Source organism: Polaribacter glomeratus, from assembly GCF_002954665.1.
Taxonomy (GTDB): Bacteria; Bacteroidota; Bacteroidia; order Flavobacteriales; family Flavobacteriaceae; genus Polaribacter; species Polaribacter glomeratus.
In genome coordinates, this window is sequence record NZ_MSCM01000002.1 from 1,419,061 (window position 1) to 1,433,277 (window position 14,217).

At 30.2% G+C, this 14,217-nt stretch carries 10 protein-coding genes; 6 read left to right on the plus strand and 4 right to left on the minus strand.

What is annotated here, in order from left to right; all coding sequences use genetic code 11:
- Nucleotides 1-5 precede the first annotated feature (5 nt).
- Nucleotides 6-1,829: a TonB-dependent receptor plug domain-containing protein gene (locus tag BTO16_RS16255; RefSeq protein ID WP_105022696.1), complete on the plus strand. Its 1,824-nt coding sequence runs from the start codon at nt 6-8 to the stop codon at nt 1,827-1,829.
- Between the two features lie 1,472 nt (nt 1,830-3,301).
- Here BTO16_RS16255 and rseP read toward each other — a convergent pair.
- Nucleotides 3,302-4,648, minus strand: coding sequence for an RIP metalloprotease RseP (gene rseP / locus BTO16_RS16265; RefSeq protein WP_105022698.1), 1,347 nt, complete (start codon nt 4,646-4,648; stop codon nt 3,302-3,304).
- A 172-nt stretch (nt 4,649-4,820) separates the two neighbouring features.
- On the opposite strand from rseP, the gene BTO16_RS16270 reads away from it, so the two are divergent.
- The 4 genes from BTO16_RS16270 (at nt 4,821) to BTO16_RS16290 (ending at nt 8,645) form a co-directional block, all read left to right on the plus strand.
- Nucleotides 4,821-5,501, plus strand: coding sequence for an SCO family protein (locus BTO16_RS16270; protein ID WP_105022699.1), 681 nt, complete (start codon nt 4,821-4,823; stop codon nt 5,499-5,501).
- 51 nt (nt 5,502-5,552) lie between these two features.
- Nucleotides 5,553-5,780 (plus strand): FeoA family protein, encoded by a 228-nt coding sequence (locus BTO16_RS16275; RefSeq protein WP_105022700.1) that lies wholly within the window; start codon nt 5,553-5,555, stop codon nt 5,778-5,780.
- Nucleotides 5,781-5,786: 6 nt separating this feature from the next.
- Complete coding sequence (gene feoB / locus BTO16_RS16280; RefSeq protein ID WP_105022701.1) at nt 5,787-7,895, plus strand: ferrous iron transport protein B; 2,109 nt, start codon at nt 5,787-5,789, stop codon at nt 7,893-7,895.
- Nucleotides 7,896-8,102: 207 nt separating this feature from the next.
- The gene (locus tag BTO16_RS16290; RefSeq protein ID WP_105022703.1) at nt 8,103-8,645 is read left to right on the plus strand and encodes a DUF2911 domain-containing protein; all 543 of its coding nucleotides are present in this window, start codon (nt 8,103-8,105) and stop codon (nt 8,643-8,645) included.
- A gap of 86 nt (nt 8,646-8,731) precedes the next feature.
- Here BTO16_RS16290 and galE read toward each other — a convergent pair whose 3' ends face one another.
- Both galE and BTO16_RS16300 read right to left on the minus strand, forming a co-directional pair.
- Complete coding sequence (gene galE / locus BTO16_RS16295) at nt 8,732-9,745, minus strand: UDP-glucose 4-epimerase GalE (protein WP_105022704.1); 1,014 nt, start codon at nt 9,743-9,745, stop codon at nt 8,732-8,734.
- A 23-nt stretch (nt 9,746-9,768) separates the two neighbouring features.
- Complete coding sequence (locus BTO16_RS16300; protein ID WP_105022705.1) at nt 9,769-10,932, minus strand: DegT/DnrJ/EryC1/StrS family aminotransferase; 1,164 nt, start codon at nt 10,930-10,932, stop codon at nt 9,769-9,771.
- 74 nt (nt 10,933-11,006) lie between these two features.
- Between BTO16_RS16300 and BTO16_RS16305 the strand changes: the two genes are divergently transcribed.
- Nucleotides 11,007-13,391 carry a penicillin acylase family protein gene (locus tag BTO16_RS16305; RefSeq protein ID WP_105022706.1) on the plus strand — a complete coding sequence of 795 codons (2,385 nt, stop codon included), beginning with the start codon at nt 11,007-11,009 and terminating at the stop codon, nt 13,389-13,391.
- 101 nt (nt 13,392-13,492) lie between these two features.
- On the opposite strand, the gene BTO16_RS16310 is transcribed toward BTO16_RS16305, so the two are convergent.
- On the minus strand, nt 13,493-14,131 hold the full coding sequence (locus BTO16_RS16310) for a hypothetical protein (RefSeq protein WP_105022707.1): 639 nt from the start codon (nt 14,129-14,131) through the stop codon (nt 13,493-13,495).
- Nucleotides 14,132-14,217 lie beyond the last annotated feature (86 nt).

Genomic DNA, 14,217 nt, shown 5'->3' on the forward strand with positions numbered 1-14,217 from the left:
CATTTATGAAAATTAAAATTACGTTACTAATTGTTCTATTATTTTATGTTGTGCAAGCAAAAGCACAAGTTGAATCTGTAAAAAGAGACACGTTAAAAGAAGTAATAATTTCTTCTTCAAGAATAGATTTGCCTTTTAAAGAAAACTCACGCACTATAATTGTTATTTCGTCCGAAGTAATAAAAAATAGTGCAGCAACAAATGTAGCAGATTTGTTACAACAAGTTGCTGGTGTCGATATTAGAAGAAGAGGAACTGCGGGTAGCCAGGCAGATTTATATATTAGAGGTGGCGGTTTTGACCAAACTTTATTATTGATTGATGGTATAAAAATGGATGATTCGCAAACGGGGCATCATACTTTAAATGCAGCTTTACCAATTGAGGTTATTGAAAGAATAGAGATTATTAAAGGGCCGGCAGCAAGAGTTTTTGGGCAAAATGCATTTACAGGAGCTATAAATATTGTTACTAAAAATAAGTTAGACAAATCAACCTCAGTAAATGTGGAAACAGGTTCTTTTGGCCAGTTAAATTACTCTTTAACAGTTGGTAAAGAAACTGAAAACACCTCAATTATTGCGCATGTTGGTGCACTAACTTCGGATGGATATAGAGAAAATTCTGATTATAATAATTACAACTATTTTGTAAAAGGAATTTTTAATAAGAAAAAGCAGCCAATAGAATTGATTGCAACTTTTTTTGATAAAAAATTTGGAGCAGAAAATTTTTATACAACAAATCCTACTTTTAATGAGTATGAAGAAACTCAGAATAGTGTTCTAGGAATTTCCACAGTTTTTAAATCAGAAAAATTTAAGATTACACCAAGAATTTATTGGAGACGTGGTCAAGATATTTTTTTATTAAGAAGAGATAATCCTAGTTTTTATAGAAATTTACACATTACCAATAAAGTGGGTGTAGAAACAAATGCATCGTATACTTCTAATTTAGGTATTACAGGTTTTGGTGTAGATATTTCTAGAGTTTCTATTAGCAGTAATAATTTGGGTGATAGAAATAGAATTATGGCTAATTTGTTTTTAGAACACCGTTTTAAACTAGCAAATGATAAATTAGATATTACACCGGGAGTTGCTGTAACGTACTTTTCTGATTTTAAATTTCACGCATTTCCAGGAATAGATGTAGGTTATAATTTATCTGATCATTTAAAGGCTTATGGAAATATTGGTTTTACTTACAGAATACCAACCTACACAGATTTATTTTATAAAGATCCGGTAACGGTAGGAAATGAGAATTTAGAACCAGAAGAAGCATTTGCGCAAGAAATTGGTTTAAAATATACAAAATCTAACTTTTCTACTACAGTGGCTATTTTTAATAGAGATGCAAATAATTTAATAGATTATATAAGGCCAAATACAAATAATAGTGTTTTTACGGCAACAAATATTACAGAAGTAAATACACAAGGTTTTGAACTTGATGCAGCTTATAATTTTAAGATAAAAGATTTTAATCAAACATTGGCGGTTGGTTATACCTACTTAAATGACAATATTTTAGATCAAAATAAAGATTTATCAAGGTATTCTTTAAATACATTAAAGAATCATTTTACAACACGTTTTACAAGTAAGTTGTTTAAAAATGTAACACAAAATATTATCTACAAATATGCAGAACGTTCTATTGGAACTAGTTATAATGTTTGGGATGCATCTGTAATTGTAGCTATTAATAAATTTAGCTTTACAGTTACTGCTAACAATATTTTTAATGCGGATTATATAGAATCTGGTTTTGTACCGATGCCACCAAGTAGTGTTTTATTTGGATTGCGTTATAGCTTTTAATAAAAACCCCCAACATGACGCGTCTTGAAGAATTTACATCGATTATTCAGGATGCGTCATTTATTTAGAATTGATTCTTATTTTGATTAATAAATATTATTATTTGTGCTCTATTAAAGGTTTTAAGTATATTGTAGGCCTCTTTTAAAACATTAAAATTAATGAAAGCTTGCCCAAAATGTAAATCAGTTTCAAAACAAAAATTAAAAAGAAGACCAATTATAAAACTATTTAAAGGCTCTAAAGGGTTTTCTTGCAAGGATTGCAATACAGCGTATACTTGGTTTCCTATTCTTAATCGTTCTTTAAGAATTTAACAAAGATCTTCATAATTTTATATTGTGAAGATCTTTAGTTCTAGTCTATATGTAGTGAGGTTGAGGTTTTAAAATATGTATTTTAAACCATCAATGATTAGACATCTAATCTTTAATGGTAGTTATAGCAAGTTGTTTTTAAGTACATTGCACGCGAAGAGTAATCACCTTAAAAACAACTAACTAATGAAAGCTTGTCCTAAATGTAAATCTGTGTCTAAGCACAGAATGAGGAGAAAAGCCTTTTTAAAATTAATACCAGGTTCTAGATCTTATGCATGCGATAAATGTAACGCAACCTATACCTGGTTTCCTTATATTAATAGATCTATAAAGGATTAAAAAAGAAATCCTTACTATGTAAAATTGTAAGGATTTTTTTAATAAGTAAGGTCTAATACTGCAAACTACACTATCTGATCTTTTTTATAAATAAATTGGGTTAAGTTAATATAGCGTAGAATGAAGGTAATTAAACACTTATATAATAGTCTCATATAGATTATCTTTCGCTTACCTAACTAGTATATCTATATATGAAAGCGTGCCCAAGATGTAAATCTGTGTCACGACACAGATTAAAAAGAAAGACATTTACTAAATTAGTTCCGGGAGCTAAAGCTTATGGTTGCGATAAGTGTAACACAGTATATACTTGGTTCCCTCTAATAAATCGATCTTTAAGAGTTTAAAAAAGTCCTTACAATTATATATTGTAAGGGCTTTTTAATTATCGTTTTCTCTTAGTCTAATAGTTTTAATAATAAATCTAAGTTGCATCGCATTGCAGAAATACTTAAAAGCATTAAGTTATTTAGAAAACTAGAATTTTCATTAAATAATGAATGGTCTAGTACTAAATTGCTTTTTATTTTTTTAACGAATTCATTTTTAGTACTTTGGCGCTTCCAAACAAAAACTATTAACTATGAAGGCATGCCCTAAATGTAAATCTGAGTCGCGACATAGATTGAAAAGAAAGCCATTTACTAAATTAATTCCTGGCTCAAAAGCTTACAGTTGCGACAAATGCAATACTGTATACACTTGGTTTCCTTTAATCAATAGGTCTTTAAGAGTTTAAAAAAAAATCCTCACAATTTAAAATTGTGAGGATTTTTTTAATTATTGTTTACTTTTAACAAGTATTTAGGGTTATTTAAATAACCTAAAAATATCATTTCCGTTTGCAAAAAGTAACAGTGCTATTAATAGAATAAAACCTATAACTTGTGCATATTCTAAAAATTTATCACCAGGTTTTTTACCTGTAATCATTTCCCAAAGCGTAAAAACTACGTGACCACCATCTAGAGCAGGTATCGGTAATAAATTCATAAAACCTAACATGATTGACAAGAATGCAGTAATGTTCCAAAAAGATTCTGCGCTCCATTCATCAGGAAAAATACTTCCAATAGAAATAAAACCACCTAAACCTTTGTAAGCGCCGGTACTTGGGTTAAAAATCTTTTTTAACTGTTTTACATAATCAGTTAACGTTTTCCAAGATTTACTCCATCCCGCAGGTATTGCTTCAGAAAAAGTATACTCAACATCCTCTAAATTATAATAGCCTAATCTCTCTAAATCTTTAAATGCGATGCCCGAAAATGCCACACCTATTTTGCCTTCATTAGTGATTTTTAAGCTAATTTCTTTGGTTTCTTTTCCTCTTAAAACAGTAGCAGTAACTTTTTGATTTTTATAGTTTGACAAAATAGCCTCGGCTTCATCATAATATTTTAAAGGAGTACCGTTTATACTTGTAATAATATCTTTGGTTTTTAATTCTGAATTTAGATTAGGCGAGTCTTCAGAAATTTGACCAATAGCAAAAGGATAACGTGGGTATAAAAATGGCCCAGCATCTTTACCTCTTTCCATTAATTGAGAGATAAAATCAGTAGGAATCTTTTTATCAATTACTTCACCATTTCTTTCAATTTGAAAATTATTTCCGTTAATAAACTCTAAAGTTAAAGCGGCGAAATTTCTTATTTTTTCTCCATCGACAGTTAAAATTTTATCGCCTGTTTGTAAGCCTATATTCATAGCTAAAGAATCTTGCACCCAAACGCCATCTGTTACATTTTCGTTTGGTAAGTATTCTTCACCATAAGACCACATAAGCATAATGTAAATAAAAATACCAAGTATGAAATTTACAAAAACACCACCTAACATAATAATTAAACGTTGCCAAGCTGGTTTTGATCTAAATTCCCAAGGTTGTGGTGGTAATTTCATCTGTTCGGTATCCATGCTTTCATCGATCATTCCAGAAATTTTTACATAACCTCCTAAAGGAATCCAACCAATACCATAAACGGTATCACCAATTTTTTTCTTGAAAATTGAAAACTTATAATCAAAGAATAAGTAGAATTTTTCTACCCTCGTTTTAAATAATTTTGCAGGGATAAAATGCCCTAATTCATGCAAAACAATTAATAAAGATAAACTTAAAATAAATTGTGATGCTTTTATTAATATTTCCATTCAGTCTTAAAATCAAAAATTAAACAGCTGCAAATGTACGTCTTTAAAGAGAGTTTAAAAAGTACAAATAGTAGATGATTTTTATTTTAACAAAGATTTTGCATCAAATATACTTTGCTTGCCTTTTTTAAAGGATTTTTAAGCCGTAAATTTGCAGAAATAAACTAGTTTTATGGACTTCAATTTTTTTAAAAAAAGTAAACTAACAATCATTTTTTTACTTGTTTTTTCGGCAATTTCAATTCCTGTTTTTTATCATTTAGTTAAGGTTGATAAAAAACTAAAAATATACAATCCTGCAGATGTAAACCCTAGTTTGGTAGATGTTTCTATAAAGCATGTTACAAAAGATCATCGAATTGCAGATTTTGAGTTGATAAACCAGAACGGAGAAACCATCACTCAAAAAAACTACAAAAATAAAATTTATGTAGCAGATTTCTTTTTTACACGTTGCACAAATATTTGTATTGCAATGGCTTATAATATGAGCGAACTACAAGATTTTTATAAAAATGATAATGATATTATGTTTTTATCACATTCGGTAACGCCTGTTATAGATAGTGTTTCTGTTTTAAAGGAATACGCATTAAATAAAGGAGTTATTGATGCAAAATGGAATGTAACAACTGGTTCTAAAAAGCATATTTATGAACTGGCTAGAAAAAGTTACTTTGCTGTTATTGAAGACGGTGACGGCGGTGAAGATGATTTTATTCATACAGAGCAATTTGTATTGGTTGATAAAGAACGACGTATCCGCGGATATTACGATGGTACAGAAAAAAATGATATGGAAAAACTTAAGAAAGATGTGGCTCTTTTAAAAGAAGAATATAGTAATAAATAACTTGTTTAGAATCATTCTAAATTCCTATCTTTGTAAATATAAATAGAAATTTTGAGCACAATTGCAGATTTACATATCGGAGAAATAGGTTATATTTCTGAAGAATCATTAGATTCTATTCCTCTAAAATTACTAGAAATGGGCTGTTTGCCTGGTGCAGAGGTGCAGCTAATACAGCTTGCACCATTAAAAGATCCATTATATATCTGTGTAAACGGAAGTCATTTGGCCATTAGAAAAGAAACTGCCGAAATAATTAAAATCCTTAAAAGCGAGTAAATAAAAATGTCTAAAAACGATATAAAAGTTGCTTTAATCGGGAACCCAAATACAGGTAAAACTTCACTTTTTAATCAACTTACAGGTTTAACTCAAAAAGTTGGGAATTATCCCGGAGTTACGGTAGATAAAAAAGAAGGAATTAGTAAGTTGTCTGCAACTCAAAATGCAATTATTACAGATTTACCAGGCACATATAGCATAAATCCTACTTCTTTAGATGAAAGCATTGTTTTAAAAACATTGCTTAAAAAAGACATCAAAGAATCTCCAGATGTAATTTTGGTGGTTGCCGATGTAGAAAATTTAAAGAGAAATTTATTACTATTTTCTCAAATTAAAGATTTAGAAATTCCTACTGTTTTGGCAATTAATATGGTTGATCAAATGCATAGAAAAGGGATTTCTATTGATTTATCGCTTCTTAAAAAAGAGCTAAATACCGAGGTGATTTTAATAAGTGCTAGAAAAAACGAAGGAATTAAAGAAATAAAAGAAGCAATTATTCGTTGTCATGTAGCGGCAAAAGCTTCGCCCTTGTGTGGTATAAATCATAAAATTGACCCAGATTATTTTCATAAACTAAAAGAAATTAGTTCTAATTATACCTTGTATGAATTGTGGTTAATGGTTACTCAAAACAATTTTCCAGAAACGATTACGAAAGTCGAAAAAGAGAAGCTTCTAGCTTTTAAGCAAGATACTTTTAAGTTAAAGAAATACCAACACAAAGAAACTATTTTTAGATACCAAGAAATAAATAAAATATTAAAGAAAACTTATATTGTTGATAAAACAAAAGCCACAGATTTACGTGGTAAATTAGATAAAATTTTTACACACAGAATATTTGGTTATGTGTTGTTTAGTTTAATTTTACTTGTAATTTTTCAATCTATTTTCGATTTGGCTTCTGTGCCCATGGATTTTATTGATGCTACTTTTGCACAAATATCAGACTTTGCAAAAAGCAGTTTACCAGAAGGAGTGTTAACAGATTTATTAACTGAAGGAATAATTCCAGGAATCGGAGGCGTTATTATTTTTATCCCACAAATTGCCATTCTATTTTTATTCATTGCCATTTTAGAGGAAACGGGTTATATGAGTAGAGTTGTTTTTTTGATGGATAAAATTATGAGACGCTTTGGGATGAACGGTATAAGCGTAATTCCGTTAATTTCTGGAACTGCATGCGCAATTCCTGCAATTATGGCTACAAGAACTATTTCTAGTTGGAAAGAGCGCTTAATAACCATTTTAGTTGTACCATTCACAACTTGTTCTGCAAGATTACCTATTTATGCAATTTTAATTGCTTTGATAATTCCGGATAAAAAAGTTTTAGGATTTTTAAATCTTCAAGGATTGGTGTTACTATCTTTATATGCATTGGGGTTTGCATCTGCAATTATAGCGGCTTACATTTTACACAAAACATTAAAAGTAGAATCTAGATCATTTTTTGTGGTAGAAATGCCAAATTACAAATTACCGTCTTTAAAAAATGTATTTTTTGATGTACTTGAAAAAACGAAAGCGTTTGTTTTTGGTGCAGGAAAAATTATTTTAGCATTGTCTATTGTATTGTGGTTTTTGGCATCAAACGGAGGAGATAGTTATAAAAATGTAGAAAAGGATGTTATTGAAAATATAGCCAATCAGCAATTAAACACAGATGAAATTCAGCAAATAATTGCATCAAAAAAATTAGAAAACTCTTACATCGGAATTTTAGGAAAAACCATAGAACCCGTTATAAAACCTTTGGGTTATGATTGGAAAATAGGAATTGCTTTAATTACATCATTTGCAGCAAGAGAGGTTTTTGTTGGTACTTTAGCTACAATATATAGTGTAGAAGCAGATGATGAAAATACCACAACCATTAAGCAAAAAATGGCTTCCGAAGTAAATGCAACAGGAGGTAAACTTTTTAATTTTCCTGTTGGGATGTCTTTAATGGTTTTTTATGCCTTTGCAATGCAATGTATGGCAACTTTAGCCATTGTAAAACGTGAAACTAAAAGTTGGAAATGGCCTTTAATACAATTATTTGGAATGACTTTTCTAGCCTATGTTTCTTCTTTTTTAACCTATCAAATTTTAAGCTAATGCAAGAAATTATAGCCTATGTTTTAGTAATTTTAGCTGTTGTTTTTTTATTGAAAAAATTTGTTTTTCCAAAAAAAAAAGATAAGAGCTGTAGCACAGATTGTGGTTGTCATTAAAATCTTAACAGAATATTAGTAGTCATTAATTGTAAGGTTTTTTAACTTTGATGACCAAGTAAAATAAATTAAAATATTAAAATTAAAATACATGAAAAAAGCTTTTTTATCAATTGCAATTTTTACAATTGCCTTAATTTCATCAGCAGATGTTACTGCGCAAAAATTTGCTAAAGTAGATGTAAGTCCTATGGATGGAGCTTCTTATCCAAATAACTGGAAAGAATCTAACAAACTTGTTAAAATTACTTACGGTAGACCACAACTAAAAGGTAGATCTTTAGACAAGTTAGCACCAAATGACAAAGTTTGGAGAACAGGAGCAAATGAAGCCCCAGAAATCACTTTTTATAAAGATGTAACTTTTGGAGATAAAGCCGTTAAAGCGGGTACATATACATTGTATACAATTCCTACTAATGGAGATTGGACTGTTATATTAAGTAACCAAAAAAATGTTTGGGGTGCTTATTATTATGACATGAAAGAAGATGTTGCTAGAGTAAGTGGTAAAGTATCAAAATCTGACGAAGCTATAGAGTCTTTTTCTATTGTCTTTGAAGGTGAAGGCGAAAATGCAACAATGTATTTAGGTTGGGCAAACACTATAGTAGCTGTGCCGGTAAAAGGATAAAATTATAGTTCATTATTAATTTAAAAACCTCAAAAGTTAAATGGCTTTTGAGGTTTTTTTATGAATTTTAAAATGTATTTAAGCGCTTAAACAGATTGTTTCTGTTGCCATTTCCAAGCAGATGCTAATGATTCTTCTAGATTTATTTCTGTTTTCCAGTTTAGTTCTTTGTTAGCAATTGTAGTATCAGCATAAGCAGCAACAACATCACCTTCGCGTCTTCCAACGATTTTATAATTTAGTTTTAAGTTATTTACTTTTTCAAAAGTGTTGATAATTTCTAAAACAGAACTCCCTTTTCCTGTACCAATATTAAAATACTCAAAAGATTTTTTATTGTTCTTTTTTAGAAGTCTAGATAAAGCAGCAATATGCGCTTTTCCTAAATCTACAACATGAATATAATCACGAACAGCTGTACCATCTACAGTTGGGTAATCATCACCAAAAACAGCTAATTCTTTACGCATTCCTGCAGCGGTTTGAGTAATAAACGGAATTAAATTTTGCGGAACACCTAAAGGTAATTCTCCAATTTTTATCGATGGATGCGCTCCTATGGGATTAAAATAACGCAACGCAATACAATTTATTCCGTGGGCATTACTAGTATCTCTAATAATTTCTTCTCCAATTTGTTTGGTATTTCCATATACAGATTCTGCCGCTTTTACAGGTGCTTTTTCTGTTACAGGTAATTGATCTGCTTGGCCATAAACGGTACAAGAAGAAGAGAAGATAAAATTATCTAATTTTCTGTCTCTCATTTCTTGCAATATGTAAATCAACGAACTTAAATTATTTTCATAATAATCTAAAGGTTTCCCCATACTTTCGCCAACTGCTTTAAAGGCAGCAAAATGAATAATTCCGTCAATTTTATGAGCATCAAATACCGCTTTTACTTCACTTTTTACCCGAACATCAGCTTTGTGAAAGGCTGGTTTTATGCCAGTAATTTCTGTAATTTTATCTAAAACATCCATGGTTGTATTAGATAAGTTATCTATAATTACTACTTCAAAACCTTCGTTTTGCAATTCTACAACTGTATGAGAACCTATAAAACCTAGGCCTCCTGTTACAAGTATTTTTTTCATTTTGGGGATTGTTAGCTATTAATTTATTTTAAAAAATTGGTAATTGTATTCGTAATAAAAGTAAGTTGTTCTTTGTCTAACTCAGTATGCATCGGTAAAGAAATTACAGTTTTTATTAAATCGTTCGTAACGGGGAAATCTTCCTCTTTATATTTAGTATCTGCATAGGCTTTTTGAGAATGCAGCGCCACAGGGTAATAAATTGCATTCGGAATTCCTAGTTCTAATAAATGTTTATGCAATTCATCGCGCTTACCATTTGTAATTTGCAACGTATATTGATGAAAAACATGACAATCGCAACTATCACAAATTTCATTGCAATTTTTTGTATTGTTCGATGTTGCTTTAGGTGTTGTAATATTTGTATTGTTCGCAAATGCATTATTATAAAAACGAGCAGCATCTCTGCGAGCATCACAATACGCGTCTAAATTAGGCAACTTGGCTTGTAAAACTCCGGCCTGAATAGAATCTAACCTAGAATTTACACCAACCACATCATGATAATATCTTTCGTACATTCCGTGATTTACAATACCTCTAATGGTATGTGCAAGTGCGTCATCATTTGTAAAAATTGCACCTCCATCTCCATAACAACCTAAGTTTTTAGAAGGGAAAAAAGAGGTAGTTCCTACATTTCCTATTGTTCCTGCTTTTTGTTTTGTTCCGTTTTTAAAGGTGTAATCTGCACCAATTGCTTGCGCATTGTCTTCAATAACAAACAAATTATGTTCTTTTGCAATTTCCATAACAGCATCCATATTTGCTACTTGTCCAAATAAATGAACAGGAACAATCGCTTTAGTTTTTGGAGTAATTGCCTTTTTTAAAGCTTCAATATCAATATTAAACGTCTTTGCATCAACATCAACCAAAACGGGCGTTAATTTTAATAATGCAATAACTTCTACAGTTGCTGCAAACGTAAAATCTGCAGTAATGATTTCATTACCTTGCTCTAAACCCAAAGCCATCATTGCAATTTGCAAAGCATCTGTACCATTTGCACAAGGAATTACATGTTTTACATTTAAATATTTTTCTAGATCTTCTTGAAATTCTTTTACTAATGGACCATTAATGTAAGTAGATGAGTTTAAAACTTCTTGAATAGAGTTATCTACTGTTTCTTTTATTTGCTGATATTGACCTTGTAAGTCAACCATTTGAATTTTTTTCATAAATGAGATAGCTATTAATACATCAAAAATACAATATAAATCTAGTATCTTTGGCCAGATCAAAAATTTTTCGAATGAAATTCCTTAAAAAAGCACTAAAAATTACAATTGTTTTACTCGTATTAATTCTAGTTGGCGGTTGGTTATATTCTAAAACCTATCATCCAAAGTACGATGGAGAAATAGAGTTAAAAAATTTATCAGAAAAAGTAACAGTTTATTTTGATGAAGTTGGTGTGCCACATATAAATGCTCAAAATCAGCAAGACGCATACACAGCTCTAGGGTATTTGCATGCGCAAGATAGGTTGTGGCAAATGGAATTAATTAGAAGAATTGCTTCGGGAAGATTATCAGAAATTTTTGGAAAAGATTTATTGGATAAAGATATCTTTTTTGCAGGATTAGGCATCGAAGAAGCTGCTGAAAAAACCATTGATAATCTTGATAAAAGCTCAGAACCTTATATTTTAACGCAAGCATATTTAGAGGGTATAAATCAATTTATTGAAGACGGAAAAACACCTCTTGAGTTTACGTTAGTAGGGGTAAAGAAAGAAAAATATACGATCAAAGACGTTTATAATGTATTTGGTTATATGGCTTTTAGTTTTGCAGTTGCTCATAAAACAGACCCACTATTAACCGAAATTAAAGGGAAATTAGGAGAATCTTATTTGAATGAATTAATAGGTTCAAATAGCGAGAATTTAACGATTATTAAATCGAGTATTCCTGATAAAATTAATGCAACCATCTCTAAAAAGGTCGCTGCGATTATGGATGATTTACCTGTTTCGTCTTTTATAGGAAGCAACTCGTGGGTAATTGCACCAGAAAAAACGAAAAACGGAAAAGTTATTTTTGCAAACGATCCTCACATTGGTTTTTCACAACCTTCTGTTTGGTATCAAAATCATATAAAAACGCCTAATTTTGAAATTTACGGATTTAATATCGCCTTAATGCCATTTCCTTTATTAGGTCATAATAGCGAGTATGCGTATGGTTTAACGATGTTGGCAAATGATGATTTAAACTTTTACGTAGAAGAAAACAATCCTGATAATTCTGCACAATACAAAACATCCGAAGGATATAAAAATTATAAAATTATTGATAAAACAATTCGTGTCAAAAACGAAAAAGATACTAGTTTTCAAGTAAAAGTAACCAAACATGGCCCAATAATGAACGGGTTAATTTCTCATTTGGAAGATGAACGACCAATAGCCATGAATTGGATTTATACGCAATTAAACAATGAACAATTAGATATTATTTATGGAATGTCTCACGCAAAATCTTTGGACGATTTTCAACAAGCGGTGGCAAAAATTAATGCTCCTGGATTAAATGTAATGTATGGGGACGCTAAAGATAATATTGCTTGGTTTGCATCTGCAAAACTGTATCAGCTAAGAGACGGTTTATCTACCAAAACGTATTTAAATGGTGCTTCTGGAAAAGATGAAGTAATAGAATATTTACCATTTAGTGAAAACCCAAAAGCCATCAATCCGCCTTGGCATTATGTGTATTCGGCTAATAATCAACCAGATTATGTAAGAGGTAAATTATATCCTGGCTATTATCAACCGCAGGACAGAGCCAAAAGAATTGTAGAGTTATTAGAACAAAAAGATGATTTTACAAGAGAGGATGTTGCAAAAATGATGTTTGATGTAAAATCGTCTACAGTTACAGAAATTGCTAACGATTTATTAAAAAGTTTAGACAACTCAAAATTAACGATTTCAGAAAAAAAAGCAGTTGAAACTTTAAAAAATTGGGATGGAACCTATTTAAAAAATTCAGTTGGCGCAACAATTTATAATCGCTTTTTATATGAATTTTTAAAAGCGACTTACAAAGATGAATTGGGCAATAATTTCGAGTTGTTTATCAATTCGCAATTGCAAGACGAGGTGTTGCCAATTCAAATACTTAGAAAGCAATCTGTTTGGTGGGATGATATTACGACCACAAAAAAAGTAGAAGTAAGGGCAGAAATTATTCTAAATTCTTTTAAAGAAACGTTTGCTTTTTTAGAAAATCAATTAGGAGAAAATGTGGATGATTGGCATTGGAGCAGAGTTTTATCTGTTGAACATGAACATGCAATTGGTAAGGCCGGTGGTTTATTACGCAAATTTTTTAATGTTGGACCTTTTGAAACGATTGGAGGTAACGAAGTTATAAACAATCAAATTTTTAAATTAGATAGTACAGGTTATTATAAAGTAACTGCTGGGCCGTCAACCAGAAGAATTGTAGATTTCTCTGATGTAGAAAACAGTTTGGCAATTTTACCAACTGGGCAATCTGGAAATATTTTTAGTGAACATTATAAAGACCAAGCTCAGAAATTTTTAAATGGTGAGTTTGTAAAAATGAAACTAAATAGAACTCAAATTGAAAGGAGTAAAAATGTGCTTATTTTGATGCCAAAGAAATAAAAAGACTATTTATTTATAGTATTTGTGATTTGTCAAAAAAAATAATTATAAACTAGTTATTAAGTTTATAATTATTTTAATGACAATTTGTAGTTAATTATTTAATCTTCAGGCATTTTTACAATCAATAAATTTGGTCTTTTAAAAATACTGTCATCTAATTTTTTTCTATTCACAGAAATTAATTCAATTGAACTTTTAACATCTTCAATATCAGTAATAGATAGTATCGAAAGTGCGCCTCCAGTTTTTTCTGTAAAAAAATCCCAAAGACCAGATTTGTGTTCTTTATACGTTTCTGGGTCTACTTTTAAATCTTTATTAAAATAGTATTGATGAAAACCTTTGTTTGTTTTAACCTCTAATAATTTACATTCATACCCAAGTATTATTTTATCTGTTTGTCTAAATTCGTAAGAAATCACTTCCTCTTCGGCAATGCTTGTTAAGGAATACATCAAAGAACTCATTCCTTCCATTTTAGTAAAAACGGTGTCTTTTCCTTCATGGTATGTAGTCATTTTTAGCATCCCATTTAATTCTGATTTATATTTTTTTCCTTTTATGTAATACGTTTGCTTATTTCCAACAAACTGTTTAGATTGCTCATCGGTCATCTCGCCAGTTTTGTCCTGAAATTCAATTTTAAACTTTAAAATACCTTCAAAATTTTCTTGGGCATTTATAGTTAATTGAAATAATAGAACAAATAGCATTGATACTTTTTTAATTTTTCTCATAATTTTTTTTGTAAATATCTTTAATTTTAAACCTCTTTATAAACTTCTTCAAACGGAATTCTAAAACGCTCGCCGTAAACTCCTTC